Consider the following 20,828-nt stretch of genomic DNA (forward strand, 5'->3'; position numbering starts at 1 on the left):
TTCTTTTAGATTAGAGAAAATCTGGCTAAAAATTGTGATTTCTTTAACAAACAGCTAATAATTCTCGTAATTATCGTAATTATCGTAAATTACCTGTTGATAATCTGTTGATGTTCTGTTGATGTTCTCTTGATGAGCGGCGATCAAATTTATATAATTTAACTGTTTAATCAAAACCCATCAATAACCAAGGTTAGGCCGTCCCTCGCTTGTCAATGCTAACCTCAAAAAAGTAGGGGACTAAAGAAGATTCAATCCTCTCTGGCGCAAGACTGCCATCTTTAAACGGTACAGACCACTATACTAATCTTTGAGTTTCCGCTCAGGATAGGACAACATCAAATGATCGACGAGCCTTTAATTGAATTAAAAGGAGTATCTAAGGCGTTTGGCGGGAAGGCCATCTTAGATGATGTCAATTTGATTATAAAAAAGCATGAAGCTTTGGGAATTATCGGCCCATCTGGGACGGGAAAATCAACAATTCTGAGGATTATCGCCGGTTTGCTGGAACCGGATAGTGGTGAGGTTTATGTCCAGGGGACTTTGCGGAAGCATTGGCTCGACGATCTCCAGGATCCGATTGGGATTGGGATGGTGTTTCAAAATGCGGCTTTGTTTGATTCGTTAACCGTTGATGAAAATATTGGCTTTTTGCTTTATCAGCATTCTAGGCTATCCCGTAAACAAATTAGAGAGTTGGTGAATCAAAAACTGGAAATGGTGGGTTTGCCGGGAATCGGCGATCGCTATCCCGCTGAACTTTCCGGGGGGATGCGGAAGCGAGTCAGTTTTGCCAGAGCGATTATGACCAACCCCCACAATCCCAGAGCCAACCCAGAGGTGTTACTGTACGATGAACCGACCGCAGGACTCGACCCGATCGCCTCAACGGTGATTGAAGACTTAATCCGAGATTTGCAAGCGGCAAAAGGCGGTTGTAGTACATACGTCATGGTGACACATCAAGATAGCACCATTCGTCGTACCACCGATAGAATTATCTTTTTGTATCAGGGCAAAGTCCAATGGCAAGGAAGTGTGGAGCAAATCGATCGTGAAACCAATCCATTAGTTAAACAATTTTTTAGTGGCAGTGTGAGTGGACCGATTCAAGTGGTCGGGTAAATCAAGTGGATCTCGTCCCAGTACCACCCAGTTCAAAATTGGTAGGAGCAATTCCTCAATTGCCCCGACTGAAATCGGTGAAATCATAAAATATTGCGTTAAATATTAAGTGAAGTATTAAATAAAATGTTAATTCAAGTATTAGATTAAATGTTAATTTAAATATTAGATTAAATCTTGGTTTAATTCTAGAGAAAATAAAACAGAGCGTGTTATTCAGGAGGAAATATTGTGTCGCGACGAATGATCAGAGAAGGCTCATTGGGCTTGTTAATTTTATTGGGTCTGGGTTTATTTGGCAGTTTTTTCCTGTGGTTGCGAGGATTTAGTTTCGGCAGACAATATTACACGGTAGTGGTTGAATTTCGGGATATTGCCAAACTGCAACTAGGCGCACCCGTGCGATACCGTGGGGTACAAATTGGTGCGGTTTCCGAGATTAATGCTCGTTCTAATCAAGTGGATGTGGAGATTCAAATTAGCCCAGCGACCCTACGGATTCCTAGACAAGTGAGGATTGAAGTCAGTCAGGCGGGATTTATTGGGGAAACTTCGATTGATATTTTTCCTTTCCAAGAGGTTTCGATCTCCGCTAGAAATACGAATCCTTTAGACAAAAACTGTAAATCAGAGTTAATTATCTGCGATCGCGATCGGCTTCAAGGAGAAATCGGTGTCACCTTTGATGAACTATTACGCAACTCCCTAGGCTTGAGCAAGTTATTTGCCAATCCCCAATTTTTTGGCAACCTCAACCAACTGATCCAAAACACCACCGTTGTCACCGCCGAGGTGACAGCCCTAAGTCGCGATCTTCAACAGTTAACCCAATTAACCGAAAAAGAATTGGCCAGGGTTTCCACCACCGCAGTTCAATCAGCAAATACCATTAATCAAGCGGTCACTCAAATTAGTGGCACCGTCAACGAATTAGGCACCACCGCCAAACAAGTCACCGCTTCCATTGATCGGATTAGCAGCACCGCCAATCAGGTTGGCAATACCATTAGTCAATTTGGCGACACGGCCAATCAGGTTGGCAATACCATCGATCAGTTTGGCAGCACCGCCAATCAAATTGGCAATACCGTTGGTCAACTCCAAACCACCGCCAATGAACTCAACAGTTTAGTCCGAAATGTAAATGGATTGGTGGTCGCCAACCGTTCCACCTTAGTGCAAACTTTAAATAACTTGAGTCAAACCAGTGAAGACCTCCGGGTGGCGGTCAATCGTCTCGATCCCGCCATCTCCCAGGTAGAAACCGGATTAAATCAAGCTCAAATCCCTCAACTGCTGACCAACTTACAGCAAGTCTCCGCTAATGCGGTTCAAGTTTCCAATGATGCCGCCCAAGCGACGGCTAATTTAAAAGACTTATCCAATCCCACCAATTTAATCTTGTTGCAACAAACCCTCGATTCGGCCAGGGCTACGTTTGAAAATGCTGAGAAAATTACCTCGGATTTAGATCGTTTAACCGGAGATCCGACATTTTTTAATGATTTGCGCCAGTTGATCGACAGTCTGAATAATTTATTATCCGTGACCGAACAATTAGAAGAACAAACCGCGATCGCGCAGAATCTCGATCCCATCGTTAAAATCGTCAACGATCAAGCCACATCCTTGCCGGACATCAACCAATTACCATTACAAAATCCCCCCTCCCCCAAAGCCCCATAATTAATTATTTGTTTATGGTGAATAGTGATTACAGATTCCCTTTTTAATCTTTAATTTTGAATTTTGAATTTTGAATTTTGAATTTTGAATTTTGAATTTTGAATTTTGAATTTTGAATTTTGAATTTTGAATTTTGAATTTTGAATTTTGAATTTTGAATTTTGAATTTTGAATTTTGAATTTTGAATTTTGAAGTTTTACTCTTTACTCTTTGTTTCTAATTCTGCTAGGCTTTGGGGATTTTCTGGGGGTGCTTCCTCCTCTTGGATTTTGGCGGCATTGACTAAGCGCGATTCCCTCGCCTGAGCTTTCGCGCGATCGCCACTTTTCGATCCGCTTCTGATAATCCGCTCTTATAATTAAGGCTTCTGCTAATTTCATATCACCTTTTTGGTTAAATAAACTACAAATTTAATCTTTTTTTGTAATTAGTTATTTGCCCTTCGGAAGTATAGATTAAAACAAATCAGGTGGGGAAATTTCCGCCACCTGATAGGGTTAATCTATGGGGTTAATCTATGGGGGTTAATCCTCTGGGGATAAGCTGCTGGCATTAATCCCAAATAGATTTTCCAGTTGGTCCGTTGACCAAGATTCTGTGCGGTAGGCGATCGCAGAAATGGAGGACAAGCGGATTAACCAAGCGGTACTTTCATAGGACGCTTCTTCTTGTTCGTCTTCGTAAAACGTTCCTAACACCAGAATTTCCAGAAATTCTCGATTGAGATTGATTGGTACACCACTAAAACTTCTTTCTTCTGTTTCAATCCAAACTTGAGTACCTCGATCAAGTGCTTCTTGTAGTCTTTGATAGAGGAGATTTGATTTTTTGACCTTGGTTTTTTTTCCCACGGTGTTTTTCCTTATGGAAATGTCAGTGGACAAGCGATCGTGTCAAGGAGAGAAAATGCTGAGAGTTAATACACTTTTGGCATATTATGAGCCTTCTCCCCTTGAAGTGAACTACCGATCATCACGTACCGGCAACGGTGTTTCCATTATTTCCATCAACAACTCCAGACGCGATGGACGAGACAGGAGTGGGACGAGATTCGGTAGCGAGTAGTAGTCTCCAGAAAAGGTGAAAGTTTCCACCGGCAAGTGCTTATTTTTTAGCTGAGTTTCAGTCCAATCATAAGCATACCCTACTTTTACTATAACCACATTTGGCATCACTGCCATTTCGCGGCAATAAGTTTGGTAAGCATCATGGAAATAAGGTACAGCATTTTCTCCTTCGTCGGTGACAAGAATGATTTGGTCTACTATTTGCTGCTTGCGTCGTAGTGCTTCCATCGCACAGCCGATGCTGGTGCCACCACCGGCGCGAATATGCTCAAAAGCACGTTCCCAGTCGCTCAACTCTGGACCTTTGGCTTCCACGTAGTAAGGTATGGTGTCGAAAGCGTACACGAACAAGTCAGCATCAGAGATTCCAGAAATTAAAGCAGCTAAATGCTTACCGACTTCGAGCGCTTTCTCCATACTGCCACTTTTGTCTACTAGCAAACCAGTGGACTTAGTAATTTTACCGCGTTTCTTGACCTGCTCGTTAGTGATTTGTTCCAACTGGGCAATGGTGGCGGTGTCTAGCTGGGTGGCTGCCGCTGCGACCCGCGCTTTATAGGCAGAAACGCGATCGCACTTTTGGGCTGCTTTCAGTTTTTCATCGATCAAAGCCTTCACCTCTGGGTGATCCATTGCCCCCCGTCCTTGCAGGGACTTGAGGTTATTAATCACCTCCTGGGGAGACATGGAGTTAATCAAGGCTACCAAAACCGTTGGGGTCAATTGGGCGATCGCCCCAATTGCGATCGGATAAGGAATATTGTGTTCTACAATCAGCGCCGCTTGTTCTCCGGGAGTTTTCCCTTTCGCCAACTGCTTGACCATAAAAGCCAGACTATCCACTGGAGGCTGATCCTTAAACAAAATCGCATCAGCGCGAGGTAGTGGTTTAATATGCAGGGTGGCATATAAGTGCTTCATCGCTTTCCGGTTACGCAGGGCAGCGCGATCGAAAAACTGGGGATTCTTTTCCCGTTCCTTCAAATAGCGAGTCACCGCTGTCCGAGCCGATCGCGGCATCTTCCCTCGATGTCGTTTCATAAAATCAACAATTCTTGACACCTGGTAAGGCGGAAACTCTTGTAACATCACAAAACCCGCATCGCGATGTTCTGTCAAAGCACTGGTCAGCAAATAGCTTAAAAACACTTCTTGATGATCCCGCACCTCCCCATTTTTCTGATACCAAACGGCCAAATGACCATAAAAAATTGGATCGACATCGATCATCAACTGGTGAGTTTCTGCCACATCTTCCAGCTTGCGGTGTGGGGTGATCAACAAACTATTCAGCATTTCTAATCGTAAATCGCGTTCTGCGGTATTCATCTGTCACCTCTTATGGTTCAAAATAACTAAGGAAGCAGATGTCGCCCACTCTAAAAAAAGAGTGCCGCGCAAGTTTTAGCCGGAAAGTATTAGCCTGTGCTGACATAGAAACCGGGTTTCTGAAAAAAAACAATTTCATCCTCAGATGAGACAAAAAAACCCGGTTTATAAAATTAAATCGTTCAGCCCTGTAAACCTTCCTAATTTGGGCGCAGCGACAATATGTTTTGGTGAAAATAATTTGACAATTTGACAATTTGACAATTTGACAATATTTGTGAATTATTTTTTAATGCGGACAGCCAAACGGTGATCCTTTGTCGGTCAGGAGTCGCAAAGGATAAATTGGCCCGCCGCTGGCCAAATAATCACAAATTTCGCACACTTCCTGGGCTCTCAAGGGTAATTTTTTCATCTCTTCTCGACAAAACCAACCAGCCCTTAAGGATTCGTGATCCGCAATACTTTTTGGCGCCGTATCGTCCAAGGGATGCGCCAAAAAAATCACCCGAAACCGGGCTTTATCCTTAACAGGAGTATGCTCGATTCTTAAAATTCCATCCAGGGCAATGGGAATTCCCCCTTCTTCTAGCGTTTCCCTGACTGCCGCTGCCATCAAAGTTTCTCCTGGATCCACTTTTCCATGCGGAAAATACCAATTCTGACCGTATTTCGGTTCCTGAATTAACAGAAACCGATGGTGATAACGGACAACAACTAGGACAAAATAAAAGGTGATAATCGGCTGACGCGACATGGAATTGAGCGGCTTCCAGGAGCGATCGGGTTTAGTGTTTGGTAAATATTGCTTGGTAAATATTGCTTGGTAAATATTGCTTGGTAAATATTGCTTGGTAAATATTGCTTGGTAAATATTGCTTGGTAAATATTGTTTGGTAAATATTGTTTGGTAAATATTGTTTGGTAAATATTGCTTGGTAAATATTGCTTGGCAAATATTGTTTGGCAAATATTGTTTGGCAAATATTGTTTGGCAAATATTGTTTGGCAAATATTGTTTGGCAAATATTGAAAATTCAAGCAAAATCAAGCCAAATTAAATAGGTGACTCCGTACAAGTTTAGAAAGCTATTGGCTCGAATGGAAATCAAGGGTGTAAGCTTTCTGGGTTAGGGTACGGAGTCATTGTTCCTGATTGATTTTAAAAGGTTCTTCTGTTTATGATTCGCCTATCGCAGATATTTCTGAGCAAATCAGTGCGATCAAACATCAGCAAGTTGTTAAAGAATCTAAACAACATTAACCGAGTGGATGATTAAAAGACACCCCGCGCAAGTAAAAAAAGCCGTGGTTTCATACGCAGGAATTGAACCTGCATCATCCTGATCTTAAGTCAAGCGCCTATACCATTTGGCTAGTATGTAAGCTTTTTTAGTTAGGGCGCGAGATGTATATTTCAACCATAGCACATTCTCTCGGTAATTATGTAAAGCTTTGTTGACAAATTGGCCGGAACAAATGCCGGAACAAATTTTTCCCTTTCTCACTGCTGACTGGCAATAGGGGACTTTTTGGCATTTGGCAAAATCCCGCTACCTGAAAGCCCGTTTTCTGAGTATATATGCTGATTATCTGAACCCTGAACCATCCAAAGGCAAACGGATTTCTAGGGGTCAAACTCAGATCGCAGAATTAATCACATAATCACTCACATAATGTCACACATAATGTCACACATAATGTCACATATAATGTCACATATTTGATCAGATAATTGGCAGCGAGGAAAAAAAGACTTCGCGCAAGTTCAAAAAGCTGTTGTTTCATAGGCAGGATTTGAACCTACGAACTCACGATTGAGTTACTTGATTGACTGTCAAGCGCCTTAAACCACTAGGCAAGTATGTAAGCTTTTTGCGTCAGGGCGCGAAGTCTAGCTATCTGTAATCTGGCAGATAATCAACGCATATCTTGATGCTTTTCTGGTAATTCAATTTTTAGATAAATCATGGAAAAATTCGGTAAATATTTAACCGTAAACCGCTTCTGGTCTGACAATCATGTCGCCGCTGGGACGATGATCAATCACATAATCGTTAAAGCGATTAATGGGCAGGTCAAAATATTGTGCCAGACGTTCTTTGATGGCAACTTCGGTCATATTTGGGGAGATGCCTAGCTCGCGATCGCCTAAATCATAAGATCGTCCTTCAAAGCGAATGTGAATCATGCTGACACCTCCTTATCTTGATTTAATATTGATTTAATATTAATTTAATGTTTGCCATGAGAAAACAATGCCAGTCCTGATTTTTTGCTCATTTTCTCATCAGGCATTGCCGTCGGTCTATGGGCGCGATCGCCCTTTCTAGTCAATGTTCCTTGACCAACCCAAAGATTTGATTAATTTGATTAATTTAATTAATTTGATTAAATTGTCTAGGTTCAGTATGGATAACTTGGCCACAGCAAAGAGCGCGATTCCCCCCCCGCGAAGGCGGGGGCAAGCTTCGGGATCCGATCTTTCGCGAAATCGCCCTTGGCTTTCTTGGCTACATCTATATACTACATTAATACTACAAAACGGTCAAGGGGTTGGGCAAAAATTTTTTTAGCGTATGGCAAACAAGCCATAAACCTTTGGTATATGGGCATTCCTGCTATCTGTGTCAGCCGAGATTCTCTCCAGGGGTGAGGGTACTACAGAGGCGATCGGTGTTCATCTAAACCCTTGCTAGATCCATAACCCCTGGTCAAAATTCCAATATCTTTTGTCCTTGATGTCCTTGAACAGTAAACAATCAACAAAGGACAATGGACTTTCAGACAATGGACTTTCGGACAATGGACTTTCAGACAGAGGACTTTCAGACAGACGCTTAGGGAATCTTGAATCCGCCAAAACCCTTGATTACACTGCCTAGTGCGCTTTGAGCGATCGCTGACTGGTGAGATTTGCGATCGCCGTTTATCATGGCAGATATTTGTTTGATTGCCTGTATTTGATTCCCTTACCGATCATAGGTGTGCGTTTATTCAGAAAGAGGAATTCCCAATGACTTATATCATTGCCACGACGAACATGAAGGGTGGAGTGGGTAAAACCACATTAACCGTTAATTTAGGGGCAAGTTTAGCGAAAGATCACGGCAAACGGGTTTTAGTGGTTGATTTAGACACCCAAATCAGTGCTACCCTGAGTCTGGTGTCAACCCAGGAATTTGCCAAACTGCGTCAAGAAAACCGCACTTTAAAACATTTGGTCAACCAAATTATCCAACCGATTAATCAGACAAAGATTAATATTCACGATGTGATTAAGTCATATATATCCAATGTGAAAGGATTTGATTTATTGCCCGGAGATATTGACTTGTATGATGAATATTTGGTATCGGAAATGCTACACGAGAAAGCCATCCGCTTGGGTAAAGATAAATTTGATACGGTTTGGAATATTTTGGAAAGCAGTTTAATCTTTGATATTTTAAAGCCAGTCTTTTCTGATTATGATTTTATTATTTTAGATTGTGCTCCCGGCTACAATTTGATTACTCGGAGTGCTTTGGTTTGTAGTGATTTTTACTTGATGCCTGCACGTCCTGAGCCTTTATCAATTATTGGCATTCAGTTACTTGAAAGAAGATTAAAACAATTGAAAGAGATTTATAAATATACCCAGCCTCTCCAGCTAGAACTCTTGGGGATTGCCTTTACGATGTCGGGAAATTTAATGACTGGGAAGTATTATAAACAAGTGATGCAGAGAGTTTATGAAGATTTCGGCCAAAGCAAAATTTTTAAAACTCGCATCCCGATGGATTTTAAGGTGTCTAAGTCGGTGGATAGTTTTTTGCCGGTGGTTTTCAGCGATCCCACCTCATCAGCCTCTAAAGCTTTCAAAAAAATGACTACAGAACTTTTAGAGAAAGTTCAAATTGCTGTTGATATGAAACAACAAAAAACTAAGTTAAATTTAGTTAATTTAGATTAGTTGATTTTCCTTAATTGATCGTAAGTTAGCGATAGATAATTATCTAGCAGAAAGAAGCGATCGCGTTTTTCTGCTATCCAAAAATTCTATCCATAAAATAGAAGGCAAACAAGACGGATTGGGGGATTAATCCGTCTTGTTTGCCGGAATTGTCTAATGTTGGGTTTCGTCGATGGCGGACCCAACCTAAGAATAAAGCTTATTTTAGCCCGTGGCACTACCGCGAAGGTTATGCAGTTTTTTCTTTCACGGAACGACCATAAGGTTTAATCACTTTCAGATTGGGAATAACCTGATATTTTTTTACATTTAAGGTGCAAAGAGTGGCGGATCTTTCTATGGCACAAACGGCAATTTCTGCGTCAATTGACCCTAAGCCATAGGATAAACATTGAGGATAATAAGCGGAAGCTTTGGCGGATTCTTCCCGCGTTGGCCAAATAATCGGTAAAGGGGCAATGAACTGAAACATCTGATGGACTTGTTCCTGATTTCTGACGATTTCCATTAACTCCTGGAAAACCGTATAGGTAATCATCGGCACTTCGGTTAAGGTGCTAAACCAAGCGATCGCCTGTTTATTACCTTTCAATACATCCAGTAAAATATCCGTATTTAATATATACATAACATTGCTTTTTTATGGTTAAAGAAATTCCGCTTGACTGCGGAGTTGACTAGCATATTTTTGAGGATTTGTAATGTCAGGACGAGAACCAATCACGCCCGCTGCTTGCCAGTAAGCAATTAATTCTCTGCCGTTTTTGGGTGGATGATTAAAAACTTGTCGGACTGAGAGCAGATGCACAATATATTCCGATAATGGTAACTTAATTTGTGCCGCTTCTTTAGCTAGTTCTGCTTCTAATTCCGGGGGTAAATCTAGAGGAATTGTCATGGGATTAATTTGGGGATATAGGGTTAAAAAGGGGAACGGGGAACAGTTATCAGGGAACGGGAAGGAGCAGATAACCTTTGCCTGTTGCCTTGATAGCGTTTGTCTTTTGTAAATGGAAGGCGGGGTCTAGGGGGGATTTTGAGAATTTTGTAGGGGCGAAGCATTCTGGCAGTGAACTTATCGGTTTTTACAATTAACTCTTTACCCGAATGCTTCGCCCTATTATCTAGGGTCAAGATCGCGCCCCTACAAGCACTTGTGATAGATCCAAGTTAGTTTACAGGGTTTCTGGGTCAATACCCATTGCTCTTAACTGTTCAGCTAAACGTTGTGCTTTTTGTTCAGCCTCCGAGAGTTTTTGTTCAGCTTGGGAAGCCTTTTGTTCAGCTTCCGAGAGTTTTTGTTCAGCTTGGGAAGCCTTTTGTTCGGCTTCCGAGAGTTTTTGTTCGGCAGCTTCCTCTGGCAATAAAACTAAATTGCCTTCGGGGTCATAAAATCGCAGCCAAATCGATGATTGTCGCTGAATTGTCCCTTCCCAAGTTCCTAACCATAAGCCTAATGTTTCTGACCAAAGCCATCCTCGTTCATTGGGGACAAGGGGCTGGTATTTTTGACCAGAATCTAAATGCCATCCTTGTAAAGAATTGGGATCGAAGGGATGATAGACAAAGTAATCTGGGGTGCGAAAAACTTGTTCGTAAAGCTGCTTTTTCTCCACTTTGTCGATATAGGCAGTGCTGTTCGACATGAGTTCAACGATCGCATCAGGATAGCGTCCGTTTTCTTCCCAGACTACCCAGCCTTCACGAGAGTAACTGCCGTCAATGTTTAAAACCGCAAAAAAATCCGGCCCGCGAAAGTCCCGATTTCTTGCCTGGGCGCTACTGTAGTACATAAACATATTGCCCCCGGTAAAAAAGTCGTTGCGATCGCGCCACGCATATTCCAACGACCGAATGAGGGCATTCATCGCCGTCCGATGTCGATTAGTTTCCAAGGGTTTACCATCATCAAAAATCAAGTCCGTGGGAGGCATCGGCGGTTCCCACTCTGGCACCTCTGGGGGCAACGACTCTGTGGGGGAGATAATTTCTTTGATCGCCTCAGTAGTCATAGCAAGACTCTCCCGATTTTACAATTTTATTTTACAATTTATTGATTTCCTTTTTTAGGGTAGCTTACGGGAAAGGAATAGAAATTTTTCTAGCTAGTCGGTGCGTCTAGGCGGCATTTTTTATCGGTTAATTTTTTACCAAAAATTCTGGCCGTCTAAGACACCTTACTTTTATTTTATACCATTTCTAATTAAATATGCAACATTAGGGGCGCAAGCATTGCGTCCCTACAGATAAATCACCAGATGCTTGTAGGGGCGCAATGCTTGCGCCCAAATTAACCTCGAAATCTTAGCAATAATTTTTGAAATTGGTATTACTTTGAGGCGGTGCGTCTAGGCGGCATTTTTTATCGGTTGATTTTTTAACCAAAATTATGGCCGCCTAACACACCCTACTCCTGCAATTAGATCAAATAGAGAATGGTGAACAAAACAATCCAGACCACATCAACAAAGTGCCAGTAAATTTCGGCAGCTTCGGGGCCAAAGTGATATGTACTGGAGTAGCGATCGCCTTTCAAACTGCGGAATAACACCGCTAAAATCAGCAGCAAACCAAAGGTAACGTGCAAACCGTGAAACCCAGTTAACACATAAAAGGTACTGGTGAAAATATTATCGGTTAAGCCAAAACCCGTATGAAAATATTCATAAAGTTGGCCACATAAGAAAATCGCCCCCATTGCAGCAGTGGCGGCAAACCAAGCCCGCATTCCCGCCACATTATTTTGTTTAATGGCGGCGTTGCCCCGGTTCATCACAAAACTACTAGAAATCAGAATAATGGTGTTAATTCCGGGGACTAATAATTCCATTTCTGGGGTGCCTTCCGGCGGCCATTCGGGGGCAACTAAGCGGAAGGTGCCATAAGCGGCAAATAATCCCAGAAAAATCATCGATTCAGCAATCAGGAACATGATGATGCCAAAAATTCGATGATCGGGATGGGCTTCGTGATGGCTGGTAGCTATTACGCGATCGCCCACGGGGGTATTAAATGTTTCAACCGTTGAACCTTGCATAAATTTCTGGGAATATTTTTCACTTTTTGAAACAACAAATTTTAGTTATTGGTTGATTGTTGTTGGTTGTTGGTTGGTGGGTAGGGATTCTTTGGTTGTTGGTTGGTGGTTGACAGTAATTGATAATTGATGATTATAAAAAACAATCAACCAACAACAATCAACAATAGAATCCCTACCCAACAACAATCAACAATAGAATCCCTACCCAACAACAATCAACAGTAGAATCCCTACCCAACAACAATCAACCAATAACTAATAACAATTAGACACTTCCTTTCACTTCTGCCAGCAAGTCCTCAACGGATCGATCGCTGCCTTCATTGACCGTATCAATGCCGTAGTCATAAGGACCAGACCATAAGATTGGTTCTTCCAGGAAGTTTTCCACTGGAGGGGGTGAACTGGTCAGCCATTCTAGGGTTAAACCTTTCCAAGGATTTGCGGTGGCTTTTGGCCCAGCAACCCAAGACCAAACGGCATTAATAATAAATGGAATGGTGGAAATGGCTAACAGGATGGAACCGATGGTACAAACCATGTTGATGGTGGCAAATTCGGGGTTATATTGGGCCACCCGTCGGGGCATTCCTTGGAGCCCTAACCAGTGCATTGGTAGGAAGCAAAGGTTAAAGCCCAAAAAGGTGAGAACAAAGTGAATTTTGCCCCAAGTTTCGTTCATCATGCGCCCGGTCATTTTGGGGAACCAGTGATATAAGGCGGAGTAAATGCCAAAGACACTGCCCCCAAAGAGGACGTAGTGCAGGTGGGCAACGACGAAGTAGGTGTCGTGAACGTGAATGTCGAAGGGGACGGAGGCTAACATGACGCCGCTGAGTCCACCGACTAGGAACATGGAGACAAAGCCCATGCCAAACAGCATGGCACTGTTGAGGCGGAGTTTTCCACCCCAAATGGTGGCAACCCAGCTAAAGACTTTGATGCCGGTGGGGACAGCGATCGCCATTGTGGCAATCATAAAGAACATCCGCAACCAGCCCGGAGTGCCACTGGTAAACATATGGTGCGCCCAGACGATCAGGCCCAAAAAGGCGATCGCCATACTGGAATAGGCGATCGCTTGATAACCAAAAATCGGTTTGCGGGAATGCACCGGCAAAATTTCTGAAATCAGCCCAAACACCGGCAGAATCATAATGTAAACCGCTGGGTGGGAATAAAACCAGAACATATGCTGGTAAACCACCGGGTCGCCGCCCCCTGTGGGGTTAAAAAATGCCGTCCCTGCCACCAAGTCAAACGCCAGCAAAATCAAAGCCCCGGCCAAAACTGGAGTAGAAACCAGAATCAGCGACGAAGCTGCCAGCATTGCCCAACAAAACAAGGGCATATCATTCATGGTCATCTCAGGAATTCTCATTCTCAGGATAGTGGTGACAAAGTTCACCGCCCCCAAAATGGAAGAAGTTCCCAACAATAAAACGCTCAAAATCCAAATTAATTGACCCGCTTGGTTAGTCACCAAACTCAACGGAGGATAAGAAGTCCAACCAGCGCCGGGAGCTCCGACAAAAAAGCTGGCCATCAGCAAAACGCCCCCAGGGGGAATTAGCCAAAAAGCCACCCCATTTAAGCGGGGAAAAGCCATATCTTTGGCACCAATCATCAAAGGAATCAGATAATTGGCCAAACCAGCCCCCGCCGGGACGATCCAGAGGAAAATCATCACGGTGGCATGGACGGTAAACAGCCCATTGTATAAGTCAGGGCTGACAAAATCGGGGTCTGGGGTGGCAAGTTCGACCCGCACCCCTTCCGCTAACAGACCGCCAATCAAATAAAAAATAAAGCTGGTGACGAGATATTGAATCCCGATTACCTTGTGGTCGGTACTAAAACCAAAATATTTGAGCCAATTTCCTTCTTCCTCCCCGTGGGGATTGGATGGGTTGGTATTGTGTTCAACTTGTGCGGGTGATGTCATATTGAATGATTGCGATAAGTCTCTACGGATGTTTTTTGTTGTTGTTGGTTGTTGTTGGTTGTTGGTTGTTGTTGGTTGTTGTTGGTTGTTGGGTAGGGATTCTTTGGTTGTTGGTAAAAAATTAACAAAGAACAAAGAACAAAGAACAAATAACCATCAACAATCAACAAAGAACAAAGAACAAAGAACAATCAACAATCAACAATCAACAAGAAACAATTAATGATGATTATGGGAATGCAGTTGTTTTACGGTTTCGGAAGTGATGCCCAAATCTGAGGTATATGGGGCAAGAAATTCCGCCGGAGATTTGTCTGCTGGGTTCATTGCCAGGGTGACGGCGGGATTTTGTTCATCCTGCTGCATGGCGATTTGACTTTGCATCCAAGCGTCATAGTCTTCTGGAGTATGGACAATGACTCGCGTTTGCATTGCCCCGTGGTAAGCGCCACAAAGTTCAGCGCAAATTAGCGGATAATCGCCAGGGGTTTTCGGCTTAAAGCGTAATTCCGTGGGACGACCGGGAATGGCATCCTGTTTAAGGCGGAACTGTGGCACCCAAAAAGCATGGAGCACATCTTGGGCGTTGATGTTGAGTTGCACGTCTTTGCCTGCGGGGATATGCAATTCTCCAGAGACTACGCCGGTTTCTGGGTAGGTAAAAATCCAGGCAAATTGTAGACCCAAGACGTTGACTTCGACATCAGGGGGTTTGCCTTGGTTTTCGGGGGAAGCACCGACACCGAGGGCGATTTTTTCCTCGGTGGTCATGGCTTCGGCTGCTTCGCTTCCCGGTAAGGGGGCAGCGATCGCGTAAGCGGTGCGGAGCACTTTCGCCGCCCCAGGTTTCATGGCCACCATTTTATGACCGTGGTCATGGGAGGCCATCGGATCCAAGCCGCCCATTGCGTTATAGACTTCATAGCTATAAACAGAAAGTCCCATGACAATCACCACGGGAATGGCTGTCCAGAGAATTTCCAGAGACAGGTTGCCTTCTACCGGGGGCCCGTCGGTTTCGTCCCCTGGAGACTTGCGAAATTTGAATACGGAAATAATCAGCGCCCCTTCTACTAAGAAAAAGAGTGCGGCTGAAATCGTCATCATGGTGTTAAACAGCCCGTCTACTAAAGGGGCTTCGTCAGATGCCGCTACTGGCATTAGTCCATGATTTTGGCCAATCCACAGACTCGCCAAAGTCAGGACGATGCCTGCAATCATTGCGGTAATGGCGCTGGGGATTTTCAAGTTATTTTTCCTCCCAATATCAACCCATTGCCCTGTTTGCTCCTGCTACCTTGGGCTTGATTCAGACATTTTTTCGGCCCTTCGGTTCGGCAAGTTTAGGGTTTTATCCGATAGCTTAACAATTTTTCTCGTTCATTTCTGCGATCGCGCCCCAATATCGTCCCAATATCGTCCCAATATCGCCCCAATATCCCCCCAGATCGACCCGCGATCGCTCTCGATCGCGCCAGATCGCCCCAGATCCCACTGGCGATTCCCATAAATCTTTAGCTTTTATTTGGGATCGCGTGAATGAATGAGAAACCCGGTTTCTGGGAGAATGAATGAGAAACCCGGTTTCTTGAAGAAACCGGGTTTCTTTGCGGTAAAAGTTATGTTAAAAATCAATAACGTAAGGTCGCTAAATGAGCAAAAAATGAGCAAAATCTGTCAAAAATATAAATTTTTCCTGACAATTAAATCCTTTCATCGGGAAAGTGATTGGCGAACTTACCCATTCTAAGACTTTGCTATCCTTGGGTTTATGAGAAAAGCGAGTATATAGTTACATTTGTATGAAGATACCTGTAGATAGCAAGAAAGCTTATGACAAATCCAGTGTGGAGTCAATTAACCACAAACACTAAATCGGCATCAACCCCCCAAGACCGAATTCGTCGTTTGGTCTGGAAAATTGCGATCGCCACCCTTATGCTGATGGCTGTGGGCAGCGCCACACGGGTAATGAACGCGGGACTGGCTTGCCCAGACTGGCCGCTTTGTTATGGTGAGTTGGTGCCCACCAAGCAAATGAACCTACAAGTATTTTTAGAATGGTTTCATCGCTTAGACGCCTCGTTAATTGGCCTAATGGCGATCGCCCTAGCGGGTTTATCTTGGTGGGATCGGCGACATTTACCCGGTTGGTTGCCTTGGGCTTGCACCGGCGCCCTGGGTTTAATCGTCTTTCAGGGAGTGCTCGGCGGACTCACGGTGACACAACTACTCAGATTTGATATTGTCACCGCCCACTTGGGAACCGCGTTGCTATTTTTCACCACGGTTTTAGTTATTGGTCTAAGTCTCTTGCCCTACCAAGGCACTGGAGTGACGGGAAAATTGCGCTGGGTCGGTTTAACCGCTGCCATTTTAACTTATTTCCAAAGCCTACTTGGAGGGTTGGTCGGTTCTCAATGGGCATTGCATCAATGCTTTGGCTATCAACAGCTTTGTGGGGTGATGCATAGTCATATTGCCGGAGTAGTGCCGCCGACAGTGGCAGTGATTACCTTAGTCGTGATGGCGTGGCGGACTGCGGCCCTTCATCCCACCTTAAGAAAACTAGCTTTCTGGACGGGGGCTTTATTAGGGTTGCAAATTCTCCTCGGTGTGGCCACTTTTTATCTGCGTTTGCAAGTGGAACCCCTGACCGTAGCCCACCAAACCACCGGCGCCACTTTATTGGGCACCCTGGTGGCGTTTACGGTTTTGGCTATTCGGGACGATCGTCAGACCAAAATCAGAGAAACTAAATCACTGTTGTAACGTACCAATCTCGATTCCTCCTTGAACGCGAGGCCAAAAAAGGTAGGGTGTGTTAGGCGGTGGGTGAATATTTTGAGCAAAATCCGAGAAATTAAATCACCGCCGTAACGTACCAATCTCGATTCCTCCTTGAACGCGAGGCCAAAAAAGGTAGGGTGTGTTAGGCGGTGGGTGAATATTTTGAGCAAAATCCGAGAAATTAAATCACCGCCGTAACGCACCAATCTCCATTCCTATAAAACTTTTTGACCGCAGATCGGGAAAATAATCTATGCAAGAAATCATCAATAACAATGCTCAACGACACCATGAAAACTTTTGGCAAGTCGTTAAAAGTTACTACCAACTGACCAAACCGAGAATTATCCTGCTGCTGTTAATTACCACCTCGTCAAGTATGTGGGTAGCCGCTAAAGGAGAAGTCGATCCGCTGTTAGTCCTGGTGACGGTGACTGGGGGTGCGTTGGCTGCGGCTGCGGCGAATACGATCAATTGTCTGTATGACCGGGATATTGACTATATTATGGAACGCACCAGGCATCGTCCCTTGCCTTCCGGTCGGATTCAACCTCGCGATGCTTTGATTTTTGCGATCGCCTTAGCCGCTGCCTCGTTCACCTTGCTGACCACTTTTGCTAACTTGCTGGCGGCGCTATTGGCCATGTCCGGCATTGTCTTTTATGTCCTCATCTATACTCATTGGTTAAAACGCCATAGTACGCAAAATATTGTCATTGGTGGGGCTGCCGGTGCTATTCCGCCCTTGGTGGGTTGGGCCGCAGTGACCGGGGATTTGACTTGGGCGCCTTGGGTAATGTTTGCCATTATTTTCCTCTGGACACCGCCTCATTTTTGGGCTTTGGCTATGTATATTCGCAATGAATATGCGGAAGTGAATGTACCCATGTTGCCGGTAATTTCTGGTAATGAAACTACCGCTTATCAGATTTGGCTTTATACCTTAATTATGCTCCCCGCCACATTTTTGCTGGTGTTTCCTTTGCAAGCTAGTGGCCTGGTTTATGGGGCGATCGCTCTTTGGCTGGGAGGTATTTTTGCCCTGAAAGCTTGGCAACTGTTGAAAAATCCCGACGATCAAGATATGGCTAGAGGATTGTTTAAATATTCCATCTATTATCTGATGTTACTTTGTGCGGGTATGGTGGTGGATAGCTTGCCGGTAATCCATCACTTCAATACGGTGTTGGCGGAGAATATGCAAAGTTTAATCGGCGGGATTATTGGGACGATCCTAGGGGCGTAAAACGAAGCCTGGAGAAACAAACCCGGTTTCGTAGAAGTTACCGGGTTTCTCTGCATTCACCACTTTGTGCTAAAAAGTAATAGAGGGCAATTGTTGCCCTCTTTTTTTGTAACTTACTCAAATAATTGATATCTATATTTCCGATGATTGGACAGGTATTCAGTGGCCGTTATGAAATTATCCAAGAATTCAGCCAAGATGAGTTCAGCCAGACTTATCTTGCCCAGGATAAAAAAGGACATGGTTCTCCGGTTTGTTTGGTCAAAGAATTCGTTCCTTGTGCAAATTTTTTAAGAGAGGGCGATCGCGAATTTTTACAGCAGATTTTTCGTCTATTTCAACAAGAAGCAGAAATCTTAAAACAACTCGGACATAGCGATCGCTTTCCCAAGTTACTGGCATATTTTCAATACCAAGGAAAGTTTTATCTCGTCCAAGAATTTATTGAAGGTCGGCCTTTACTAGATGAACTGGTGCCCGGTAAGCCCCTGAGTGAAGAAGAAGTCATCAACCTGTTAGCTGAACTATTAGAAACTTTAGCCATGATTCATTTTTACCATATCAATCATGGCAATATTCATCCTAACAATATTATCCGCAGTAAGCAAAATCACCAGTTAGTTTTAACGGACTTTGCTGTATTCAAACAAATGCTCAGTCAAAATCCGCAAATTGCGGGAAAATTGGCCGGTTATCAACGCCCTAAATTAACAGCCGAAACCTGTCTATTTAGCGATGATATTTATGCGGTGGGGATGATTGCCATTCAAGCAATCACAGGAATTCCTGCTGAACAAATCCCCAGAAATTATAAAACCCATAAAGTTATCTGGGAAGATAAAGTAAAAGTGAAAAATCGCCGGTTATTATCGCTTTTAAATAATATGGTCAGCGTTGGCAAAAAGCCGCGTAATGTTGTTATTTATAAAGGTTTAAAACCAATCAAAATTATTCAAAAAACATATCAAACTGTATCGCAAAAAAAAATCGATTTAGCTGGCAGCTTAATTGAGATATTTGCTCAAAACCAATTAGGGAAATTATTAGGATTGATGTGCAGTGGTTCGGCGATCGCATTTTTATTGCTGAATCCATCAACTTTATATTTTATCAGATATCCTCAAGTGCTGCTCCATCAGGGAATAAGTGGAGAGGCAATGAGTCAATCTAAAGCTTTCGCTCGTTTAGATATTATTGAACAAGATTTAACGGTTCGCTCTGCCCCTGTTTCCGAGGAATTAGCCAAAAAAGTTGAGGGAATTGCCAGGAAAATTACGATCCAAATTAAAACCGAAAATAAGCATCAAGGTTCAGGGGCGATCGTCGCTAAATCTGGCAATCAATACTATGTTTTAACTGCCAAGCACGTCGTGAATAAAATCGATACTTATTCCGTGGTGACAAGAGATGGAAAAAGCTATCAAGTTGATGATGATATGGTAAAAAAATTTGCTGGGTTAGATTTGGCAATCTTGCAGTTTACCAGCGAAGAAAATTACCCAGTTGCCACCTTAGCAAACGATCCATTAAACTATGATGAAACTCGCTGGGGTTTTCTCTCTGGTTGGCCAATTGTGCCAGAAAATAAACCCTCTCATTATGAGTTTAATCTAGGCCAACTTGTTAGTCAAGAAATTGCCTTATTAAATATTACCGATGCTAATTCTGTAAATCAAGGTTATGAGTTACTTTATAGCAATTTTAGTAAAGCCGGAGTCAGTGGTGGGCCGGTGTTGGATACCCAGGGAAGGCTGATAGGAATTCATGGCGCTGCGAGAGTCGATCGCGTGAATAAAGTTCAGCTTGGGGATAGTTTGGGAGTGCCAATTAAAAGGTTTCTTGATGTAGTGAATCAAACAAACCTGCCCCAAGAATCGTTAAAAATAGAAGTCAATCCGCCCGCTAAAATTACTAAAAATAGCCAGAAAATTGAAGGAAAAAATAAGATAAATTTATCCAGGGATTCGGTCTTAGCTGTGAATCAGCCTGCGGATAAAAACAATCATAGCCACTGGGTGAATTATGGCAATCAATTATGGCGCATGGGGCTAACTGATGCGGGAATTCAGGCATTTGACGAAGCAATTAAAATTCAGCCAGATTTTTATCCTGCTTGGTATTTGCGGGGGTTGGCATTAATAGAAAATCAAGAAGATCCAGAAGCTTTGACATCTTTCGACCGTGTATTAAAGCTTGAGCCGAAATTTCTCCAAGTTTGGGCAGAACGGGGAAAAGTTTTGGCTGAGTTAGGGGAATACTCAAAAGCAGTTAACTCAATTGAGCAAGGGATTAAAAGCCATCAGAAAAATTTGATGTTTCATTGGTTGCATGGAAATTGGCTTTATCGCTCTAAACAATATGTAAAAGCGATCGCCGCCTATAGTAAAGCGATCGAGATTAAACCCCATCCGTTTGCCTATTATAATCGAGGCGTAGCTCATTATTTGATGCATAACTATACGGAGGCGATCGCGGACTATAATCAAGCTTTACAAATGAACTTGAACATCGGCGAAATTTACCTAGCCCGCAGTTTAGCCTATACCGCCCAAGGCAACGCACAAAAAGCGGCTGAAGACTTAGCCAAAGCTGAACAACTTTTTTGTGAACAACATCGTCCTGAATGTGAAAAAAAATGAGG

17 protein-coding genes and 2 tRNA genes are annotated in these 20,828 nt (G+C 43.4%); 6 read left to right on the top strand and 13 right to left on the bottom strand.

Annotated elements, in window-relative coordinates; all coding sequences use genetic code 11:
* Positions 1-345: 345 nt before the first annotated feature.
* Together ABWT76_RS15580 and ABWT76_RS15585 are read left to right on the top strand one after the other, a co-directional pair.
* A complete protein-coding gene (locus tag ABWT76_RS15580) occupies positions 346-1,128 on the top strand; it encodes an ABC transporter ATP-binding protein (RefSeq protein ID WP_054464507.1) in 783 nt (260 codons plus the stop codon).
* A gap of 231 nt (positions 1,129-1,359) precedes the next feature.
* Positions 1,360-2,814, top strand: a complete 1,455-nt coding sequence (locus ABWT76_RS15585) for an MlaD family protein (RefSeq protein WP_156331462.1) — start codon at positions 1,360-1,362, stop codon at positions 2,812-2,814.
* A 525-nt stretch (positions 2,815-3,339) separates the two neighbouring features.
* Here ABWT76_RS15585 and ABWT76_RS15590 read toward each other — a convergent pair.
* From ABWT76_RS15590 to ABWT76_RS15615, 6 genes are all read right to left on the bottom strand, one after another.
* Entirely contained in the window at positions 3,340-3,666 is a 327-nt protein-coding gene (locus ABWT76_RS15590; RefSeq protein ID WP_190877572.1) for a hypothetical protein, read from the bottom strand.
* 111 nt (positions 3,667-3,777) lie between these two features.
* A complete protein-coding gene (locus ABWT76_RS15595) occupies positions 3,778-5,211 on the bottom strand; it encodes a vWA domain-containing protein (RefSeq protein WP_054464385.1) in 1,434 nt (477 codons plus the stop codon).
* 289 nt (positions 5,212-5,500) lie between these two features.
* Positions 5,501-6,223 carry an NUDIX domain-containing protein gene (locus ABWT76_RS15600; protein WP_354634586.1) on the bottom strand — a complete coding sequence of 241 codons (723 nt, stop codon included), beginning with the start codon at positions 6,221-6,223 and terminating at the stop codon, positions 5,501-5,503.
* 297 nt (positions 6,224-6,520) lie between these two features.
* Positions 6,521-6,597 (bottom strand) — tRNA-Leu (locus tag ABWT76_RS15605).
* A gap of 403 nt (positions 6,598-7,000) precedes the next feature.
* Positions 7,001-7,072: transfer RNA gene (locus tag ABWT76_RS15610), tRNA-Asp, on the bottom strand.
* A gap of 129 nt (positions 7,073-7,201) precedes the next feature.
* Positions 7,202-7,402: a hypothetical protein gene (locus ABWT76_RS15615; protein ID WP_054464386.1), complete on the bottom strand. Its 201-nt coding sequence runs from the start codon at positions 7,400-7,402 to the stop codon at positions 7,202-7,204.
* Positions 7,403-8,227: 825 nt separating this feature from the next.
* On the opposite strand from ABWT76_RS15615, the gene ABWT76_RS15620 reads away from it, so the two are divergent.
* Entirely contained in the window at positions 8,228-9,166 is a 939-nt protein-coding gene (locus ABWT76_RS15620; protein WP_054464388.1) for a ParA family protein, read from the top strand.
* 229 nt (positions 9,167-9,395) lie between these two features.
* On the opposite strand, the gene ABWT76_RS15625 is transcribed toward ABWT76_RS15620, so the two are convergent.
* From ABWT76_RS15625 to ABWT76_RS15655, 7 genes are all read right to left on the bottom strand, one after another.
* Positions 9,396-9,794: a hypothetical protein gene (locus tag ABWT76_RS15625; RefSeq protein WP_054464389.1), complete on the bottom strand. Its 399-nt coding sequence runs from the start codon at positions 9,792-9,794 to the stop codon at positions 9,396-9,398.
* A gap of 18 nt (positions 9,795-9,812) precedes the next feature.
* Positions 9,813-10,064, bottom strand: a complete 252-nt coding sequence (locus tag ABWT76_RS15630; protein ID WP_054464390.1) for a hypothetical protein — start codon at positions 10,062-10,064, stop codon at positions 9,813-9,815.
* Positions 10,065-10,341: 277 nt separating this feature from the next.
* The gene (locus ABWT76_RS15635) at positions 10,342-11,178 is read right to left on the bottom strand and encodes a Uma2 family endonuclease (RefSeq protein WP_375341509.1); all 837 of its coding nucleotides are present in this window, start codon (positions 11,176-11,178) and stop codon (positions 10,342-10,344) included.
* A 407-nt stretch (positions 11,179-11,585) separates the two neighbouring features.
* On the bottom strand, positions 11,586-12,203 hold the full coding sequence (locus ABWT76_RS15640) for a heme-copper oxidase subunit III (protein WP_054464392.1): 618 nt from the start codon (positions 12,201-12,203) through the stop codon (positions 11,586-11,588).
* Positions 12,204-12,471: 268 nt separating this feature from the next.
* On the bottom strand, positions 12,472-14,151 hold the full coding sequence (gene ctaD, locus ABWT76_RS15645) for a cytochrome c oxidase subunit I (protein WP_054464393.1): 1,680 nt from the start codon (positions 14,149-14,151) through the stop codon (positions 12,472-12,474).
* A 219-nt stretch (positions 14,152-14,370) separates the two neighbouring features.
* A complete protein-coding gene (locus ABWT76_RS15650) occupies positions 14,371-15,399 on the bottom strand; it encodes a cytochrome c oxidase subunit II (RefSeq protein ID WP_054464394.1) in 1,029 nt (342 codons plus the stop codon).
* A gap of 115 nt (positions 15,400-15,514) precedes the next feature.
* Complete coding sequence (locus tag ABWT76_RS15655; protein WP_277926255.1) at positions 15,515-15,646, bottom strand: hypothetical protein; 132 nt, start codon at positions 15,644-15,646, stop codon at positions 15,515-15,517.
* 338 nt (positions 15,647-15,984) lie between these two features.
* Here ABWT76_RS15655 and ABWT76_RS15660 point away from each other — a divergent pair, with 338 nt between their 5' ends.
* The 3 genes from ABWT76_RS15660 (at position 15,985) to ABWT76_RS15670 (ending at position 20,826) form a co-directional block, all read left to right on the top strand.
* Positions 15,985-16,923, top strand: coding sequence for a heme A synthase (locus ABWT76_RS15660; RefSeq protein ID WP_354634587.1), 939 nt, complete (start codon positions 15,985-15,987; stop codon positions 16,921-16,923).
* Between the two features lie 271 nt (positions 16,924-17,194).
* Positions 17,195-18,187: a heme o synthase gene (locus ABWT76_RS15665; RefSeq protein WP_054464397.1), complete on the top strand. Its 993-nt coding sequence runs from the start codon at positions 17,195-17,197 to the stop codon at positions 18,185-18,187.
* A 143-nt stretch (positions 18,188-18,330) separates the two neighbouring features.
* Positions 18,331-20,826: a tetratricopeptide repeat protein gene (locus ABWT76_RS15670; RefSeq protein ID WP_354634588.1), complete on the top strand. Its 2,496-nt coding sequence runs from the start codon at positions 18,331-18,333 to the stop codon at positions 20,824-20,826.
* Positions 20,827-20,828 lie beyond the last annotated feature (2 nt).

This window comes from Planktothricoides raciborskii GIHE-MW2, from assembly GCF_040564635.1.
In the GTDB taxonomy this organism is placed as follows: domain Bacteria; phylum Cyanobacteriota; class Cyanobacteriia; order Cyanobacteriales; family Laspinemataceae; genus Planktothricoides; species Planktothricoides raciborskii.

Coding starts and splice junctions, on each gene's coding strand:
- ABWT76_RS15595 (WP_054464385.1), bottom strand. CDS start 5,211: ATGAATACCGCAGAACGCGATTTACGATTAGAAATGCTGAATAGTTTG.
- ABWT76_RS15615 (WP_054464386.1), bottom strand. CDS start 7,402: ATGATTCACATTCGCTTTGAAGGACGATCTTATGATTTAGGCGATCGC.
- ABWT76_RS15620 (WP_054464388.1), top strand. CDS start 8,228: ATGACTTATATCATTGCCACGACGAACATGAAGGGTGGAGTGGGTAAA.
- ABWT76_RS15625 (WP_054464389.1), bottom strand. CDS start 9,794: ATGTATATATTAAATACGGATATTTTACTGGATGTATTGAAAGGTAAT.
- ABWT76_RS15630 (WP_054464390.1), bottom strand. CDS start 10,064: ATGACAATTCCTCTAGATTTACCCCCGGAATTAGAAGCAGAACTAGCT.
- ABWT76_RS15635 (WP_375341509.1), bottom strand. CDS start 11,178: ATGACTACTGAGGCGATCAAAGAAATTATCTCCCCCACAGAGTCGTTG.
- ABWT76_RS15640 (WP_054464392.1), bottom strand. CDS start 12,203: ATGCAAGGTTCAACGGTTGAAACATTTAATACCCCCGTGGGCGATCGC.
- ctaD (WP_054464393.1), bottom strand. CDS start 14,151: ATGACATCACCCGCACAAGTTGAACACAATACCAACCCATCCAATCCC.
- ABWT76_RS15660 (WP_354634587.1), top strand. CDS start 15,985: ATGACAAATCCAGTGTGGAGTCAATTAACCACAAACACTAAATCGGCA.
- ABWT76_RS15665 (WP_054464397.1), top strand. CDS start 17,195: ATGCAAGAAATCATCAATAACAATGCTCAACGACACCATGAAAACTTT.
- ABWT76_RS15670 (WP_354634588.1), top strand. CDS start 18,331: ATGATTGGACAGGTATTCAGTGGCCGTTATGAAATTATCCAAGAATTC.